Below are 16295 nucleotides of genomic sequence, written 5' to 3'. Positions count from 1 at the left end.
TTTTTCCGGCCACCGGTTGAAATCCCCCGGGGTCGCCCCCATAATTGCCGTACGGTCGTAATTCCGGCAACCCGGAAGCGTTCTGGACGGCGGTTCGATTCCGCCCACCTCCACCACAGGGGGGGTGATCTGGTCTCGACAGGGCGAAAGAAGGCGAGCAGGCGGCCCGAAAGGCGACGGACGTAATCCGCGCAAATCCACAAACGCCAACGATGAGCGTTTCGCAATGGCCGCTTAAGGCCTGCTGAGGACATAGCCGTCCGATAAACAGAATGGCTATCGGCGGGGGCTTCGGCCCCCGTCGTCATTTCCGCTTCCCGGTCGCCGGCGGCCGCGCTCAGGCGCCCCCCAAGCGCGACAGCGCCGAGGCCCCTCCGCCCCGTGATGCGCGGTGCGCAGCTCAGGCGGCCGGCAGGGTGAGCGCAAAGACGGTCATCTCGTCCTCGCGCCCGACGCTGATCTCGCCGCCGTGCGCGACCAGGATCGAGCGGGTGATCGCCAGCCCCAGCCCGGCCTCCTCGCCGCTGCGCTGGCGCGAGCTGTCGGCGCGATAGAAACGGTCGAACAGCCGTGCGCGATGCACCTCCGGAATCGGCTCGCCCGAATTGAGCACGGCCAGGCGGACGACGCCGTCGGCGGCAGCGATGCGGACGACGATGCAGCCCTGCTGCGGGGTGTAGCGGATCGCGTTGGAGAGCAGGTTGCTCAAGGCCCGGCGCAGCATCAGCCGGTCGCCGAGCGCGGTCCCCTCGCCGTCTACGCGCAGCGAGATTTCCTTCTCCTCGGCGAGCGCGTCGTAGAACTCGAACAGCTCGCGGATCTCGGCGGCGAGGTCGACCGGCCGCCGCTCGGGAACGATCAGCCCGTTCTCGGCCTTGGCCAGGAACAGCATGTCGGAGACCATGCGCGCCATGCGCTCCAGCTCCTCGGCGTTGGAGGCGAGCACGTCGCGGTAGTCGTCGGCGCTGCGTGCGCGCGACAGCGTGACCTGCGTCTGCGTCAGCAGGTTGCTGACCGGCGTGCGCAGCTCGTGGGCGAGATCGGACGAAAAGTCGGAGAGGCGCCGGAACGAGTCCTCCAGCCGCGCCAGCATCTCGTTCAGCGTCCGCGCCAGCGCCGCCAGCTCGGCCGGCACGCTCTCCTCCGCCAGCCGGAAGTCGAGGCGGTGCGCGGTCACCGCCGCCGCCTCGCGGCGCATCGCCTGCAGCGGCGCCAGCCCGCGGCGCACGGCGACCCAGCCGAGGACGCCGGTGGCCAGCGCGGCGAGGACGACGACTGCCCACAGCGTGGCGAGGAAGGAGCGCATGAAATGCTCGTGGTGGGCAAGGTCGGTGGCCACCGCGACCAGCGCCGGCCCGCCGCCGACTTCGCTGTCGAGCGCGCTGACGAAGCCGCGGAAGCGTCGGCCGGCGGCGTTGCTCCAGATCGCCGGCCGCGGCGCCCCGACTGCCGCCGGCAGCAGCTGCAGCAGCGGGAATTCGGCATCGCCGGCGACGAACAGCGGCACGCCGTCGGCGCGCAGCACCGCCAGCGCCAGGCCGTCGTGGCCGACCAACGCGTCGGCCAGTAGCCGCGACAGCTCACCGAGTTCGCTGCCGCCGCCGGTGGCCGCCAGCGCGTGGCGGACCAGCTGCTGCTTGCCCTGCAGCACCTCCATGTCGAGGTCCTCGAAGTGCCGGTCGACCAAGCGGCCGACGAGCAGGCCGAGCAGCAGCAGCACGGTCGAGGCGAGCAGCGCGAACAGCGCCGTCAGCCGGAAGGTGATCGACCGCGTCGCCTGGCCCGTCGTCGCCGGCATCAGGCCTCTCCGGCGACTTCCAGCACGTAGCCCATGCCGCGCACGGTGCGGATCAGCTTCGGCTCGAAGCCGTCGTCGACCTTGGCGCGCAGGCGGCGCACCGCGACCTCGATGACGTTGGTGTCGCTGTCGAAGTTCATGTCCCACACCTGCGAGGCGATCAGCGAGCGCGGCAGCACCTCGCCCTGGCGGCGCAGCAGCAGCTCGAGCAGCGCGAACTCCTTGGCGGTGAGGTCGATGCGCCGGCCCGAGCGGGTCACCCGCCGGCGCAGCGGGTCGAGTTCGAGATCGGCGGCGCGCAGCGTCTCCGCTTCCTTGCTGCGGCCGCCGCGGCGCAGCAGCGTGCGCACGCGCGCGAGCAGCTCGGAAAAGGCGAAGGGCTTCACCAGATAGTCGTCGGCGCCGAGTTCGAGGCCGTGCACGCGGTCGTCGATGTCGTCGCGCGCGGTCAGGAAGAGCACCGGCATCTCCCTGCCGGCGCCGCGGATGCCCTGCAGGATCTGCCAGCCGTCGAGGCCGGGCAGCATCACGTCGAGGACGACCAGGTCGTAGGCCTCGGCGAGCGCCAGGTGCAGGCCGTCGCGGCCGTCGCGCGCGAGGTCGACGACGAAGCCGGCCTCGACCAGCCCCTGCTTCAGGTAGTCGCCGGTCTTCGTTTCGTCCTCGACGACGAGGATCTTCATGCGGGCCTCCCCAGGCGGTAGTCGCGGGCGGCGGGATGCACGCCCAGCGCGATTTTGCGGCAACGCGAACGCAGCCGCACGCAGATTACAAGAATGTAATCCATGCGTCAGTCCGACCTTCGTCGTTCGCGTGCACAATGGCGCTTTTCCCGCCGCCGCCCATCCATGAAACGAATTTTCGCCGGCGCCCTCGCCGCGCTCGCCGCCGTCACCGGCGGTTTCTCGCTGGTCGCCCACAGCGGCTTCATCGACGTCGCCGCCGACGCGCCGCACCCGCCGGCGCTGACGCGCCTCGTCGAGTGGGTGCGCAAGCAGTCGATCGACCGGCGCAGCACCGATGTCGAGATTCCCGGCGACCTCGCCGACGGCGAGCGCATCCGCCGCGGCGCCGGCAACTACGCGGCAATGTGCGCCAGCTGCCACCTGGCGCCCGGGGTCGCCGACAGCGAGCTGCGCCAGGGTCTCACCCGCCGCCGCCGAACCTCGCCGCACCGTCGCCGACCGGCGATGCGCGGCTGCCGGCGCGCCAGTTCCGCGTCATCAAGCACGGCGTCGCCGCCACCGGCATGCCGGCCTGGGGCAAGGTCGGCATGCAGGACAGCGAGGTCTGGGACCTGGTCGCCTTCCTGCAGGTGCTGCCGACGCTCGACGCCGCGCAGTACCGCCAGCGCATCGCTGCCAGCGACGGCCATTCGCACGCCGGCGCCGAGCAGCATGCCGCCCACCTCGGCCAGATCGCCGCCCCCTCCGGCAAGCGCGGCGGCAAGGCGCACGACCACGCCGGGCACCGGCACTGACGCCGGGCGCAGATGACCGAAATGTAATGTCCGGGTCAGCTTCCTGTCGGGAAGCCCCCGCGATACTGACGCCATTCGCCAGCCAAGGAACGCGCACCATGCCCTTCTCCATCCCGCCCCGCCTCCGCCGCGCCGTCGCCGCCCTGTGCCTGGCGATGGCTGTCGTCCCGGCGCTCGCCTCGCCGGCGACCCCGGTCGAGGTCTACAAGAGCCCCTACTGTGGCTGTTGCACCGAATGGGTCGAGCACCTGCGCAAGAACGGCTTCGCGGTGACGACGCACGACGTCGACGACGTGCCGGCGGCCAGGAAGAAGCTGGGCATGCCCGAGCGGCTCGGCTCCTGCCACACCGCGCGCATCGGCAACTACGTCGTCGAGGGCCACGTCCCGGCCGCCGACATCCAGCGCCTGCTGAAGGAAAAGCCGAAGGCGCTCGGCCTCGCCGTCCCCGGCATGCCGCCGGGCTCGCCGGGAATGGAAAGCCCGCGCCCGGTGCCCTATCAGACCCTGCTCGTGCAGCCCGACGGCAGCACGCGCGTCTTCGCCCAACATTGACCCGGAAAGGAAAGCCCGCCATGCGTTCAATGCCCACTCCGTCCCGCGCCCGCCGTCTGCTGCTCCCGGCCCTTGCCGCCGCAGCGCTGGCGGCCGCCGCGCCCGCTGCGTTCGCCAACACCGATCACGGCAGCCACGCCGGCCACGGCAGCATGCAGGCGGCGCCGGCGGCGACGCTTGCCGACGGCATCGTCAAGAAGCTCGACCAGGCGGCCGGCCGCATCGTCATCGCGCACGGCCCGCTGCCGAACGGCATGCCGGCGATGACCATGCCCTTCGCGCTGAAGGACACCGCCTGGTTCGGCAAGCTCAAGGAAGGGCAGAAGATCCGCTTCAGCATCGAGGACGTGAAGGGCGTGCTGACCGTGCGCCATCTCGAAACCGTAAAATAAGATCCGGGAGTGGCCGGCCCGGCCCAGCCAGGGAGACCCGTATGACACGAAGAACGACGGGACAAGCGCTGCGCCTCGCCGCGCTCGCGACACTGCTCGCCGGCAGCCTGCCGGCCGCGGCGGAAAGCCACGCCGGACGCGGCGACGGCCTGCCCGGCGCCAGCATCGAATCGCTGCTCGACTACGCGCGGACGCGCAACCCCGAACTCGCCGCGATGCGCTACGAGGCGGAAGCCGCCGGCGAGCGCGTCGCTCCGGCAGGCGCGCTGCCCGACCCGAAGTTCCGCGCCGAGCTGCGCGACATCACGCGCATGGGCGAGCAGAAGGCGACGCTGTCGCCGAGCCAGGTCGGCAGCACCAAGTACCTGCTGATGCAGGACCTGCCCTGGTACGGCAAGCGCGACCTCAGGCGCGAAATCGCCGAACAGGAGGCGGAAGGCGCCAAGGGGCGCGCGCACGGCACCTGGAGCGAGATCGCCGGCCGCCTGAAAGCGGCGCATGCGCAGCGCTACTACGTGCAGCGGAACGCCGAGCTGGCGCAGGAAATCCTCGACCTGATGGGGCGCCTGGAAAAGGTCGCGCAGGCGCGCTACGCCGGCGGCCTCGCCGCGCAGCAGGACGTCATCCGCGCGCAGGTCGAGCAGACGGCGATGCGCAACGAACTGCTGGCGCTGGAAAACGAACGCCACCACCTGCAAGCCCGCGTCAATGCGCTGCTCGCGCGCCCGGCGCAGGCGCCGCTGGCCGACGCGGAACGGCTGCGCCCGCTGCCGGCGCCGGCCCGGCTCGACGCGGCGGCGCTGGAGGATCGCCTGCGCGCGAAGAACCCGCAGCTGTTCGCCGCCGACGCGCAGATCCGCGCCGCCGAGAAGGGGCGCGAGCTGGCCTACAAGAACCGCTACCCGGACTTCACCGTCGGCGTCTCGCCGATCCAGTACCAGAGCTCGGTGCGGGAATGGGAGCTGATGGTCGAGCTGAACATCCCGCTGCAGCAGTCGTCGCGCCGCGCGCAGGAGCGCGAATCGGAAGCGATGCTCGCCGCCGCCCGCGCGCGCAAGGAGGCGACGAGCTGGCAGCTGCTCGGCGAGCTTTCGGAAAACCTCGGCGGCATCGACACCGCCCGGCGCAGCGAGCTGCTCGCCAGCAACCAGCTCCTGCCGCAGGCCGAAACCAGTTTCCGCGCCGCGCTCGCCGGCTACGAGAACGGCAAGGTCGACTTCGCGACGCTGCTCGACGCCCAGCGGCAGATCCGGCAGGCGAAGCAGAACCGGCTGAAGGCGCAGGTCGAGGCGCAGCTGCGCCTGGCCGAGATCGAACGACTGTTGGGAGAAGAACTTTGACCACGGGAAACCCCTCGGCCACGCACAAGGGCGCCGGCATCGCGCTGGCGCTGCTCGCCGCGATCGCCGCCGCCGGCGGCGGCTACTGGCTCGGCAGCCGCGGCGCGCAGCCGGTCGCGGGCGCGCCGGTCGCCGCGGCACCGCCGGCCGACGGCGGCAAGCAGGAAAGGAAGCTGCTCTACTACCGCAACCCGATGGGCCTGCCCGACACCTCGCCGGTGCCGAAGAAGGACCCGATGGGCATGGACTACATCCCGGTCTACGCGGGCGAGCAGGATGAGGATGCCAGCCTTCCCGGCACGCTCAAGCTGAGCACCGAGAAAGTGCAGAAGCTCGGCGTGAAGAGCGAGGCGGCACAGCTGCGCGCACTCGGCCGCAGCGTGCGCGCCGTCGGCCGCGTCGAGCCGGACGAGCGTCGCCTGTACGCGATCTCGCCGAAGTTCGAGGGCTACGTCGAGCGCCTGCACGTTAACGTCACCGGCCAGCCGGTCGGCAAGGGGCAGCCGCTGTTCGAGGTATACAGCCCCGAGTTGGTCTCGGCGCAGCGCGAATACGCGATCGCGAAGGAAGGCATCGCCTCGCTGGCCGACGCCGGCGGCACGGCGCAGGCCGGCATGAACCAGCTCGCCGAATCGGCGAAGGCGCGGCTCAGGAACTGGGACATCTCCGAGGAGCAGCTGAAGGCGCTCACTGCCTCCGGCGAGGCGAAGCGCACGCTGACCTTCCGCTCGCCGGTGGCCGGCATCGTCACCGAGAAGAAGGCCGTGCAGGGTATGCGCTTCATGCCCGGCGAGGCGCTCTACCAGATCGCCGACCTGTCATCGGTGTGGGTCATCGCCGACGTCGCCGAGCAGGACATCGGCCAGGTGAAGACCGGGGCGAAGGCGAGCGTGCGCATCGACGCCTACCCGGACAAGACCTTCGAGGGCCGGGTCGCCTACGTCTACCCGACGCTGCAGGCCGGGACGCGGACGGTGCCGGTACGCATCGAGCTCGCCAACCCCGGCCTGCTGCTGAAGCCGGCGATGTTCGCGCAGGTCGAGCTGCGCCTCGGCGAGCGGGCGCCGGCGCTGACCGTGCCGGCCTCGGCGGTGATCGACAGCGGCACCCGCCGCGTCGTGCTGGTGCGCCACGGCGAAGGCCGCTTCGAGCCGCGCGAGGTGAAGACCGGCGCGCGCAGCGACGACTACGTCGAGATCCTCGACGGCGTGAAGGACGGCGAACAGGTGGTCGTCGCCGCCAACTTCCTGATCGACGCCGAGAGCAACCTGAAGGCCGCGCTCGGCGGCCTCGCGGCGGCGCCGGCCGCCGCATCGACGGACGCCCCGGCGAAGGCCGTCGGCCACCAGGCCGAGGGCAGCGTCGACAGCCTCGACGCCGTTGCCGGCACGCTGATGCTGCAGCACGGCGCGGTGCCCAGCCTGAAATGGCCGGCGATGACGATGGAATTCAAGGCGGCCAATCCGGCGCTGCTGCAGGGCCTGAAGCCAGGCACCGCGGTTGCCTTCGAGTTCGTCGAACGGCAGCCGGGGGAGTGGGTGGTGACGAAGATCGCGCCGAAGGCCGCACAAGAACACAAACGCTGATCTCCCCCTCCCCTTCGCCCCAAAGGAAGTCCCCTTGGGGGACAAGGGGAGGGCCGGGGTGGGGATGGGGGCATCGATGAAAGGCCAGACCAGCCATTCGATTCTGGACGAGCAACGTCAGAAATCGTTGCGAAAGAACATGACCGACGCCGAGAATCGCCTGTGGCAACGCCTGCGCGGCCGGCAGATCGCCAGTTGCAAGTTCCGCCGCCAACATCCGTTTCTGGATTACGTGCTCGATTTCGTCTGCCTTGAGCGGCGACTGGTGATCGAGGTGGACGGCGGGCAGCATCTGGAGAGCGAGCGCGATGCAGGGCGGGATCGGAGGATTGAAAATGCCGGGTTTCGCGTGCTGCGCTTCTGGAACAATCAGGTATTGCAGGAAATCGAGGCAGTGGTTGAAGCGATTCATCTGGCGCTGACGAAAGAACCCCATCCCCACCCCAGCCCTCCCCTTGAAGGGGAGGGAGAAGAACCATTCCACGCCGTTGATACGGGGCTCCCCTCCCCCTTCAAGGGGGAGGCCGGGAGGGGGATGGGGGCCAACAACAATCAAGAGAAAGAACCATGCTGAACGCCGTCATTGATTGGTCCGGCCGCAACCGCTTCCTCGTCCTCCTGGCCACGCTGTTCGTCGTGCTGGCCGGCATCTTCGCCGTGCTCAGGACGCCGATCGATGCGCTGCCCGACCTCTCCGACGTGCAGGTGATCGTCTACACGGAGTATCCGGGGCAGGCGCCGCAGGTGGTCGAGGACCAGGTCACCTACCCGCTGACGACGGCGATGCTGTCGGTGCCGAAGTCGAAGGTGGTGCGCGGCTTCTCGTTCTTCGGCGCCTCCTTCGTCTACATCATCTTCGAGGACGGCACCGACATCTACTGGGCGCGCTCGCGCGTGCTCGAATACCTCAACTTCGCCGCCGGCCGCCTGCCGAAGGGCGTCACGCCGCAGATCGGCCCGGACGCCACCGGCGTCGGCTGGGTCTACCAGTACGCGCTGGTCGCCAGGGAAAAGACGCTGGCCGAACTGCGCACGATCCAGGACTGGTTCCTGCGCTACCAGCTGACCAAGGCGCACGGCGTCGCCGAGGTGGCGTCGATCGGCGGCTTCGTGCAGACCTACCAGGTCACCGTCGACCCGGTTAAGCTGCGCGCCTACGGCGTGCCGCTGGCGAAGGTGGCGCAGGCGATCCGCGACTCGAACCGCGACGTCGGCGGCCGCGTCGTCGAGATGGCCGAGACCGAGTACATGGTACGCGGCAAGGGCTACCTGCGCGGCAAGGCGGACCTCGAGCAGCTGGTGGTGAAGGCCGAGAAAGGCACGCCGGTGCTGGTGCGCGACATCGCCCGCGTCGAACTCGCGCCGGACGAGCGGCGCGGCCTGACCGAGCTCAACGGCGACGGCGAGGTGGTCTCCGGCATCGTCATGGCGCGCTACGGGCAGAACGCGCTGGAGGTCATCCACAACGTCAGGGACAAGATTGCCGAGGTCTCGTCCGGCCTGCCCGAAGGCGTGTCGGTGGAGACCGTCTACGACCGCTCCGAGCTGATCCACCGCGCGATCGACACGCTGAAGACGACGCTGATCGAGGAAAGCCTGATCGTCGCGCTGGTGTGCATCGTCTTCCTGCTGCACGTCAGGAGCGCGCTGGTCGCCATCCTGATGCTGCCGGTCGGCGTGCTGATCGCCTTCATCGCCATGCGCGCGCTCGGCATGAACTCGAACCTGATGAGCCTGGGCGGCATCGCCATCGCGATCGGCGCGATGATCGACGCGGCGATCGTGATGATCGAGAACGCGCACAAGCACCTCGAACGCCTGCCGCCCGAGCACGACGGCACCGCGCGCACGGCGGCGCTGCTGCAGGCCTGCCGCGAGGTCGGCCCGGCGCTGTTCTTCTCGCTGTTGATCATCACCGTCTCCTTCCTCCCGGTATTCACGCTGGAGGCGCAGGAAGGGCGCCTGTTCGCGCCGCTGGCCTGGACCAAGACCTTCGCCATGGCCGGCGCCGCGCTCTTGTCGGTGACGCTGGTGCCGGTGCTGATGCTGTTCTTCGTCCGCGGCCGCATCCTGCCGGAGGCGAAGAACCCGGTGAACCGCTTCCTGATCTGGGGCTACCGGCCGATCATCACCGCCGTCATGCGCTTCAAGAAGACGACGATCCTGCTCGCCGTGCTGGCGCTGGCCGCGTCGATCTACCCGGCGACGCGACTCGGCTCCGAATTCATGCCGACCTTGAACGAAGGGACCCTCTTCTACATGCCGGCCTCGCTGCCCGGGATGTCGATCACCAAGGCCGCCGAGGTGCTGCAGACGCAGAACAAGATCATCAAGAGTTTTCCCGAGGTGGCCTCGGTCTACGGCAAGGCCGGGCGCGCCAACACCGCGACCGACCCGGCGCCGACCGAGATGTTCGAGACGGTGATCAACCTCAAGCCGGAGTCCGAATGGCGACCGGGCATGAACATCGACCAGCTGATCGCCGAGCTGGACAAGGCGCTGCAGTTCCCGGGCATCGCCAACTCGTGGACGATGCCGATCAAGGCGCGCATCGACATGCTGTCGACCGGCATCCGCACGCCGATCGGGATCAAGGTCTTCGGCAAGGACCTGGCCGAGATGGAGCGGCTGGCGAAGGAGATCGAGGCCGTCGTCAAGGCCGTGCCGGGCACCAGCAGCGCCTTCGCCGAGCGCATCACCGGCGGCTTCTACCTGAACATCGAGCCCGACCGCGCGCAGCTGGCGCGCTACGGGCTGGCCGTCGGCGAGCTGCAGGACGTGATCGCCGCCGCGCTCGGCGGCGAGATGGTGACGACCACGGTCGAGGGCCGCGAGCGCTTCGCGGTGACCGTGCGCTACCCGCGCGAGCTGCGCAGCGACCCGCAGCGCATCGCGCGCGAGGTGCTGGTGCCGACCATGGACGGCGCGATGATTCCGCTCGGCCAGCTGGCCCGGGTCGAGGTGGCCAAGGGCGCGCCCGGCATCCGCACCGAGAACGCGCTGCTGTCGGCCTACATCTACGTCGACATCCGCGACCGCGACATCGGCGGCTACGTCGCCGACGCCAAGAAGGCGGTCGCCGAGCAGGTCAAGTTCCCGCCCGGCTACTACATCGCCTGGAGCGGCCAGTTCGAGTACCTCGAGCGCGCCATCGCCAAGATGAAGGTGGTGATCCCGGTGACGCTCTTGACCATCTTCCTGCTGCTCTACCTCAACTTCAAGCGGCTGACCGAGACCTTCATCGTCATGCTCTCGGTGCCCTTCGCGCTGGTCGGCGGCGTCTGGCTGATGTGGGCGCTCGGCTACAACCTGTCGGTGGCGGTCGCCGTCGGCTTCATCGCGCTCGCCGGCGTCGCCGCCGAGACCGGCGTGGTCATGCTGATCTACCTCGACCACGCCTGGGAGGAAACGAAGGCGCGCTGCAACGCGACGAACCGCGCGCCGAACCTCGCCGACCTCTACGCGGCGGTGATGGAAGGCGCCGTCGAGCGCGTGCGGCCGAAGATGATGACCGTCGTCGCGATCATGGCCGGCCTGTTGCCGATCATGTGGGGGACCGGCGCCGGCTCCGAGGTGATGCGCCGCATCGCCGCGCCGATGGTCGGCGGCATGATCTCGTCGACGGTGCTGACGCTCGCCGTGATCCCGGCGATCTACGCGCTGGTCAAGGAATGGCGGCTGGCGCGCGGGCACGAAGGAAGCTGACGAAAATGTAATCGGAAGGTCATGGCGACGACAGCGCTTGGCATCTATCTTGGGTGCAACGGCCGCAGAAAGTCTTCCACCCGCTCACGGAGGTTCCGCCATGAAACCGACATTCGTCGCCACTGCCCTTCTCGCCGCCGCCTTCGCGCTGCCGGGCTTCGCCGCCGAGGCGGACAAGCCCGCCAGGACCGAAGCCGCGCCCGCCAAGATGCACTCCCACGTCGAGGAGAAGACCGGCGTGCCGCAGAAGCGCGCCGCCGCGGACCCGGCGAAGCCCGACCCGAGAAAGAACCGCGCGCTCCATCTCCATCCGCGCGACGGCAAGCAGTAGCGCGCCATTTCCCACGCCGGCGGCTGCCGCCCGCCCGTGCCGAGACAGGAGGTCACACCATGAAACGCATCGATTGCCTGCTCCCCGCCGTGGCGCTGGCGTTGCTGGCGGCGCCGGCGTTCGCCGTGGACGCCCACCACCCCGACCAGGCCGCGCCGGCCGCCAAGCCGGCCGAGCAGAAGCCCGCCGACAAGGCCGTGCCCAAACCCGCCGCCAAGCCGGCCGCCAAGCCGGCAGCGAAGCCCGCCGCGGTACCGCCGCAGGCGGCAAAGGCGAAGGAGCAGCTGAACAAGGCGCAGGACCTGATGGCCCGCGCCCGGAAAGCGACCGACCCCGCCGAACGGCAGCAGCTCATGCACGAGCACATGCAGGCGATGACCGACGCCATGGACATGATGCGCGAGATGGGCGGCATGGGCGGCGGCATGATGATGGGCATGGGCGCCGGCCGGGGCGGCATGGGCGAAGCCCCGGGCCCGGCCGGCGGCGGTGCCGGCGGCGGCATGATGATGATGGATTGCCCGATGATGGGCAGCGGCGCCGGCATGATGGAAATGCGCATGGACATGATGCAGATGATGATGGAGCAGATGCTCCAGCATCAGGCCATGCAGGAAGGCGCCGCGCCCCGCTAGCCGGCGACGGCGCCGGGGCATCGTGCGCGGCGAAGGGAGATGCGCAGCATGGTAGGCCTTGCCGACAACCGCACTGCCGTCGCGACGGGCGCCGCATGCGCCTGCTGCGGCACGCGCTCGGCGTCGCGGCGCTACATCGCCGAAGCGGACGGCTACTGCTGCGAAGCCTGCCTGCTCGACCGCCGCTTGCCGGCGCCGACGGCGGCGGCAACGGAGCAGCTCTACGCGCGCTTCGTCGAGGCGCTGACCGAAACGCTGGATCTGCGCGAGCACGAAACCGGCCTGCATTCGCGGCGCGTCGCCTGCCACACGCAGGTGCTGGCGCGCCGCCTGGTCGCCGAGCCGGCGGCGCTGCGCCAGATCTACTGGGGCGCGCTGCTGCACGACATCGGCAAGATCGGCGTTCCCGACGCCATCCTGCTCAAGGAGGACCGGCTGAGCGATGCGGAGTGGACGGTGATGCGCAGCCATGTCGACTGCGGCTGGCAGATCGTCGCCAGGCTGCCGGAGATGACGGCGGCGGCCGAACTGGTGCGCTGCCACGAGGAGCGTTTCGACGGCGGCGGCTACCCGCGCGGGCTGAAGGGCGACGAGATAGCGCTCGGCGCGCGCCTGTTCGCCGTGATCGACACGCTCGACGCGATGACCTCCGACCGCAGCTATCGCAAGGCGCTGCCGTTCGACGCGGCGCAGCGGGAAATCGTCCGCCTCGCCGGCACGCAGTTCGACCCGCTGGCGGTCGACGCCTTTCTCGCCGAGGAGGCGACGCTGCGCGAGATGGTCACGCTGAAGTGCAGCGCCGTCGCGCTGCCCGGCGGCGCCCCGTAGGCAGCACGAACGGAAGGGGGAGAAGAAGATGAGCACCGATCCCGTCTGCGGCATGCAGGTCGACGAGCGCACGGCGGCCGGCCACGCCGAGTTCGCCGGGCAGCACTACCACTTCTGCTCGCCCCATTGCCTGGCGAAGTTCCAGGTCGACCCGGCGGCCTATGCCGGCCAGCCGGCGCCGGCGCATGCGCATCACCACGCCCATGGCGCCGCGCACGTCCACACCGCCGTGCCGGCGGCGATGCCCGTCGCGCCCCCGGCCGGCAAGGAAATGGCCAAGGACCCGATCTGCGGCATGGTCGTCGACAAGGCCACCGCGCTGAAGACCGAGCGCGCCGGCCGCAGCTACTATTTCTGCAGCGTCGGTTGCCAGCGCACCTTCGAGGCGCCGGAGGCCGAGCTGAAATCGATGCGTACGCGCGTCGCCATCGCGCTCACCGGCGTGCTCGCGCTCGCCGCGCTGCGTGCCGGTGCCTTCCTGGCGCTGGCCACCGGCGCCACCCTCGTCACCTGGGCGCCGATCCCGGCGCTGCCGTGGTTCACCTGGGGCATGTGGCTGTTCCTGCTGGTCACGCCGGTACAGTTCATCGGCGGCTGGAGCTTCTATACGGGCGCCTGGACGGCGGTGCGCGCGCGGCGCATCAACATGGACTTCCTGATCGCGCTCGGCACGACGGTCGCCTACCTGTACAGCGTCGCCGTGCTGTTCTTCCCCGAGGTGCTGCCGGTCAAGGTCGAGGAGCGCGACGTCTATTTCGAGGTATCGGCGGTGATCATCGCCTTCGTGCTGCTCGGCCGCTACATGGAGGAGCTGATCAAGAAGCGCTCCTCCGCGGCGGTCAGGAAGCTGCTCGACCTGAAGCCGGCGACCGCGCACGTCGTCCGCGACGGCGTCGAGATGGAGGTGCCGGCCGAATCGGTGATGGTCGGCGAGACGGTGCGGGTGCGCCCGGGCGAGAAGATCGCGACCGACGGTGAGGTGACCGACGGCCGCTCGGCGGTCGACGAGTCGATGCTCACCGGCGAGTCGATGCCGGTCGACAAGGCGCCCGGCAGCGCGGTGATCGGCGGCACGCTGAACCGCAGCGGCGCCTTCGCTTTCCGCGCCACCAAGGTCGGTGCCGACACCGCGCTGGCGCAGATCATCAAGCTGGTCGAGGACGCGCAGGCCAGCTCGGCGCAGATCCAGCGCCTCGCCGACCGCGTCACCGGCTACTTCGTACCGGCGGTGGTCGCCATCGCGGTCGCCGCCTTTCTCGGCTGGTGGGCACTCGGCAACTTCCCGCAGGGGCTGCTCGCCTTCATCGCCGTGCTCATCATCGCCTGCCCGTGCGCGCTCGGCATCGCGACGCCGGCGGCGCTGATGGTCGGCGTCGGCAAGGGCGCCGAGGCCGGCATCCTGATCCGCGGCGGCGAGGTGCTCGAACGCGCCGAGGCGCTGACCACCGTCGTCTTCGACAAGACCGGCACGCTGACGCGCGGCGAGCCGGCGCTGACCGACCTCGTCGCCTTCGGCGCACTGCCCGAGGACGAACTGCTGCGGCTCGCCGCCGCGCTCGAAGCCGGCTCCGAGCACCCGCTCGGCGAAGCGATCGTGCGCGGCGCGCGGCACCGCGGCATCGCGCTGCCGGCAGCCAGCGACTTCGTCGCCATCCCCGGCCAGGGCGTCAAGGGCGAGGTCGACGGGCATGCGGTGCTGCTCGGCAACCGCCGGCTGCTGGCCGGCGCCGGCCTCGATACCGCGCCGGCCGAAGCGGCGCTGGCACGCTGTGAGGCGGAGGGGAAGACGGCGATGCTGGTCGCCGTCGACGGCGCGCTCGCCGGCATCGTCGCCGTCGCCGACACGCTGAAGCCGGAGGCCGCCGCCGCGGTCGCCGCGCTCACCGGCGAAGGCGTGCGCGTGGTCATGCTCACCGGCGACAACCGCCGCACCGCCGACACGATCGCCAGAACGCTCGGCATCAGCGAGGTGATCGCCGAGGTGCTGCCGGAAACGAAGGCGCAGACGATCGCCGGGCTGAAGGCGCAGGGCCAGTGCGTGGCGATGGTCGGCGACGGCGTCAACGACGCGCCGGCGCTGGCCACCGCCGACATCGGCATCGCCATCGGCTCCGGCTCCGACGTCGCCAAGGAAACCGGCGGCATCATCCTGATCCGCGACGACGTCGGCGACGTGGTCACCGCGATCCGCCTGTCGCGCGCGACGATGCGGAAGATCAAGCAGAACCTGTTCTGGGCCTTCATCTACAACACCGTCGGCCTGCCGGTCGCCGCCTTCGGCCTGCTCAACCCGATCATCGCCGCCGCGGCGATGGCCCTCTCCTCCTTGTCGGTGGTGGTCAATTCGGCGCTGCTGAAACGCGCGCGGCTGGGAGGACAATCATGAACCGCTGGCTGTGGCTGTGCCCGCCGCTGGTCCTTGCGCTCGCCGCCGGCATCCTCTGGCGCTGGGGGCTGACGCCGGCCTCGGCTATCGTCGTCGCGTTGCTGCTGGTGTGCCCGGCGCTGCTGCTGTGGGGCGCCGTCGTGCTGCGCCGCAGCCCGCACTACCCGGGCGAGCCGGTGCCGGACACACACGGCATGCCGCTCGGCTGGGCGGCGCCGATCTACGACTGGTACTGCCCGAAGCTCGGCCTCGGCCCGAAATTCCGTGCGGCGACGATCGCGCTCGCCAAGCTCCGGCCGGGCATGAAGGTGCTCGAAGTCGGCTGCGGCACCGGCGTGCTGACGCGGCTCGCGGCGGCGGCGGTCGGCCCGCAGGGCGCCGCGGTCGGCATCGACCCGGCGCCGGAGATGATCGCCGTGGCGCGGCAGAAGGCCGAGGCCGGCGCACAATTCCGGCTGGCGGTGATCGAGGATCTGCCGTTCGCCGACGCCAGTTTCGACGTCGCCTTCGCCAGCGCGATGCTGCACCACCTGCCGCCGGCGACCAAGGACGCCGGCCTGCGCGAGGTGTTCCGCGTGCTCCGGCCCGGCGGCCGGCTGGTCGTCGTCGACCTCGACCGCCCGGCCAACCCGCTGTGGTGGCTGCTGTTCTTCCCGCTGCTCGCCTGGCCGATGACCGCCAGCAACCTGCGCGGCGAGATTCCCGGCTTCCTCGCCCGCGCCGGTTTCGCGCCGGTGGTGCGGCACGGCCGCTGGCTGCAGCTGCTGAGTTTCTGGACTGCCGACAAAGGAGGTGCATCATGAAACGCTGGCTCGTCACCCTCATTCCCGCGCTCGCGCTGTTCGTCGCCGCCGCGGCCGGCGCCGCCGACCGCAACCAGCACAAGCGCGTCGGCGGCATCGACGTCTATTACGGCATCATGCCGGCGGCGATCGCCGGCGAGCATCCGGCGCCGCACCCCGAGAAATCGATGCACCGCGGCGCGCCGTCCGGCAAGGACCGCTACCACCTGGTCGTCGCGCTGGTCGGCGCCGACGGGCAGCGCATCAACGATGCCAAGGTCGAGGCGACGGTCGGCGAGCTGGGCATGGCCGGCCGCCGCGTCACGCTCGAAGCGATGCCGGTCGCCGACGCGATGAGCTACGGCAACTACGTCACGCTGAAGGGACGCGGCCCGTACCGGATCGCCATCGAGGCGCACCTGCCCGGCCGCGAGCGGCCGCTCGAAGCGCTGTTCGACTACCGGCGGTAAGCGAAGGA

15 protein-coding genes and 1 other RNA gene are annotated in these 16295 nt (G+C 70.3%); 14 read left to right on the top strand and 2 right to left on the bottom strand.

Annotation, left to right across the window (positions count from 1 at the left end; translation table 11 throughout):
* The first annotated feature begins 3 nt into the window (after positions 1–3).
* Positions 4–307: a transfer-messenger RNA gene (ssrA, locus tag IWH25_RS09980) on the top strand.
* Positions 308–400: 93 nt separating this feature from the next.
* Here ssrA and IWH25_RS09975 read toward each other — a convergent pair.
* Both IWH25_RS09975 and IWH25_RS09970 read right to left on the bottom strand, forming a co-directional pair.
* Positions 401–1798: a heavy metal sensor histidine kinase gene (locus IWH25_RS09975; protein WP_203385662.1), complete on the bottom strand. Its 1398-nt coding sequence runs from the start codon at positions 1796–1798 to the stop codon at positions 401–403.
* Positions 1798–2481 carry a heavy metal response regulator transcription factor gene (locus tag IWH25_RS09970; RefSeq protein WP_203385661.1) on the bottom strand — a complete coding sequence of 228 codons (684 nt, stop codon included), beginning with the start codon at positions 2479–2481 and terminating at the stop codon, positions 1798–1800. The genes IWH25_RS09975 and IWH25_RS09970 overlap by 1 nt, the downstream gene beginning before the upstream one ends.
* Before the next feature lie 407 nt (positions 2482–2888).
* Here IWH25_RS09970 and IWH25_RS09965 point away from each other — a divergent pair, with 407 nt between their 5' ends.
* From IWH25_RS09965 to IWH25_RS09905, 13 genes are all read left to right on the top strand, one after another.
* Complete coding sequence (locus tag IWH25_RS09965; RefSeq protein WP_203385660.1) at positions 2889–3278, top strand: c-type cytochrome; 390 nt, start codon at positions 2889–2891, stop codon at positions 3276–3278.
* 155 nt (positions 3279–3433) lie between these two features.
* Positions 3434–3832, top strand: a complete 399-nt coding sequence (locus tag IWH25_RS09960; RefSeq protein ID WP_238999074.1) for a DUF411 domain-containing protein — start codon at positions 3434–3436, stop codon at positions 3830–3832.
* A 20-nt stretch (positions 3833–3852) separates the two neighbouring features.
* Positions 3853–4224 carry a copper-binding protein gene (locus IWH25_RS09955; protein ID WP_238998859.1) on the top strand — a complete coding sequence of 124 codons (372 nt, stop codon included), beginning with the start codon at positions 3853–3855 and terminating at the stop codon, positions 4222–4224.
* A 41-nt stretch (positions 4225–4265) separates the two neighbouring features.
* Complete coding sequence (locus IWH25_RS09950) at positions 4266–5564, top strand: TolC family protein (protein WP_203385658.1); 1299 nt, start codon at positions 4266–4268, stop codon at positions 5562–5564.
* Positions 5561–7150 (top strand): efflux RND transporter periplasmic adaptor subunit, encoded by a 1590-nt coding sequence (locus IWH25_RS09945; RefSeq protein WP_203385657.1) that lies wholly within the window; start codon positions 5561–5563, stop codon positions 7148–7150. Before IWH25_RS09950 ends, IWH25_RS09945 begins: the two co-directional genes overlap by 4 nt.
* 76 nt (positions 7151–7226) lie before the next feature.
* Positions 7227–7724 (top strand): endonuclease domain-containing protein, encoded by a 498-nt coding sequence (locus IWH25_RS09940; protein ID WP_203385656.1) that lies wholly within the window; start codon positions 7227–7229, stop codon positions 7722–7724.
* Positions 7718–10855 carry an efflux RND transporter permease subunit gene (locus tag IWH25_RS09935; protein WP_203385655.1) on the top strand — a complete coding sequence of 1046 codons (3138 nt, stop codon included), beginning with the start codon at positions 7718–7720 and terminating at the stop codon, positions 10853–10855. Before IWH25_RS09940 ends, IWH25_RS09935 begins: the two co-directional genes overlap by 7 nt.
* Before the next feature lie 100 nt (positions 10856–10955).
* Complete coding sequence (locus IWH25_RS09930; RefSeq protein ID WP_203385654.1) at positions 10956–11186, top strand: hypothetical protein; 231 nt, start codon at positions 10956–10958, stop codon at positions 11184–11186.
* Between the two features lie 59 nt (positions 11187–11245).
* Positions 11246–11821 (top strand): hypothetical protein, encoded by a 576-nt coding sequence (locus IWH25_RS09925; protein WP_203385653.1) that lies wholly within the window; start codon positions 11246–11248, stop codon positions 11819–11821.
* Between the two features lie 39 nt (positions 11822–11860).
* Entirely contained in the window at positions 11861–12649 is a 789-nt protein-coding gene (locus IWH25_RS09920; protein ID WP_238998858.1) for an HD-GYP domain-containing protein, read from the top strand.
* Between the two features lie 28 nt (positions 12650–12677).
* The gene (locus tag IWH25_RS09915; RefSeq protein WP_203385652.1) at positions 12678–15035 is read left to right on the top strand and encodes a heavy metal translocating P-type ATPase; all 2358 of its coding nucleotides are present in this window, start codon (positions 12678–12680) and stop codon (positions 15033–15035) included.
* Positions 15032–15838 carry a class I SAM-dependent methyltransferase gene (locus IWH25_RS09910; RefSeq protein WP_238998857.1) on the top strand — a complete coding sequence of 269 codons (807 nt, stop codon included), beginning with the start codon at positions 15032–15034 and terminating at the stop codon, positions 15836–15838. The genes IWH25_RS09915 and IWH25_RS09910 overlap by 4 nt, the downstream gene beginning before the upstream one ends.
* Complete coding sequence (locus IWH25_RS09905; RefSeq protein ID WP_238998856.1) at positions 15835–16287, top strand: hypothetical protein; 453 nt, start codon at positions 15835–15837, stop codon at positions 16285–16287. Before IWH25_RS09910 ends, IWH25_RS09905 begins: the two co-directional genes overlap by 4 nt.
* The last annotated feature ends 8 nt before the right edge of the window (positions 16288–16295 follow it).

Source organism: Azospira restricta (assembly GCF_016858125.1).
Lineage (GTDB): Bacteria > Pseudomonadota > Gammaproteobacteria > Burkholderiales > Rhodocyclaceae > Proximibacter > Proximibacter restrictus.
The sequence above is the reverse complement of the archived record's forward strand: the minus strand, read 5'-3'. Positions and strand labels throughout refer to the sequence as shown.

Bases quoted from the DNA above. Each gene is read 5' to 3' on its own strand.
- IWH25_RS09975 (WP_203385662.1), bottom strand. From the start codon at position 1,798: ATGCCGGCGACGACGGGCCAGGCGACGCGGTCGATCACCTTCCGGCTG.
- IWH25_RS09970 (WP_203385661.1), bottom strand. From the start codon at position 2,481: ATGAAGATCCTCGTCGTCGAGGACGAAACGAAGACCGGCGACTACCTG.
- IWH25_RS09960 (WP_238999074.1), top strand. From the start codon at position 3,434: ATGGCTGTCGTCCCGGCGCTCGCCTCGCCGGCGACCCCGGTCGAGGTC.
- IWH25_RS09955 (WP_238998859.1), top strand. From the start codon at position 3,853: ATGCGTTCAATGCCCACTCCGTCCCGCGCCCGCCGTCTGCTGCTCCCG.
- IWH25_RS09950 (WP_203385658.1), top strand. From the start codon at position 4,266: ATGACACGAAGAACGACGGGACAAGCGCTGCGCCTCGCCGCGCTCGCG.
- IWH25_RS09940 (WP_203385656.1), top strand. From the start codon at position 7,227: ATGAAAGGCCAGACCAGCCATTCGATTCTGGACGAGCAACGTCAGAAA.
- IWH25_RS09935 (WP_203385655.1), top strand. From the start codon at position 7,718: ATGCTGAACGCCGTCATTGATTGGTCCGGCCGCAACCGCTTCCTCGTC.
- IWH25_RS09930 (WP_203385654.1), top strand. From the start codon at position 10,956: ATGAAACCGACATTCGTCGCCACTGCCCTTCTCGCCGCCGCCTTCGCG.
- IWH25_RS09925 (WP_203385653.1), top strand. From the start codon at position 11,246: ATGAAACGCATCGATTGCCTGCTCCCCGCCGTGGCGCTGGCGTTGCTG.
- IWH25_RS09920 (WP_238998858.1), top strand. From the start codon at position 11,861: ATGCGCAGCATGGTAGGCCTTGCCGACAACCGCACTGCCGTCGCGACG.
- IWH25_RS09915 (WP_203385652.1), top strand. From the start codon at position 12,678: ATGAGCACCGATCCCGTCTGCGGCATGCAGGTCGACGAGCGCACGGCG.
- IWH25_RS09910 (WP_238998857.1), top strand. From the start codon at position 15,032: ATGAACCGCTGGCTGTGGCTGTGCCCGCCGCTGGTCCTTGCGCTCGCC.
- IWH25_RS09905 (WP_238998856.1), top strand. From the start codon at position 15,835: ATGAAACGCTGGCTCGTCACCCTCATTCCCGCGCTCGCGCTGTTCGTC.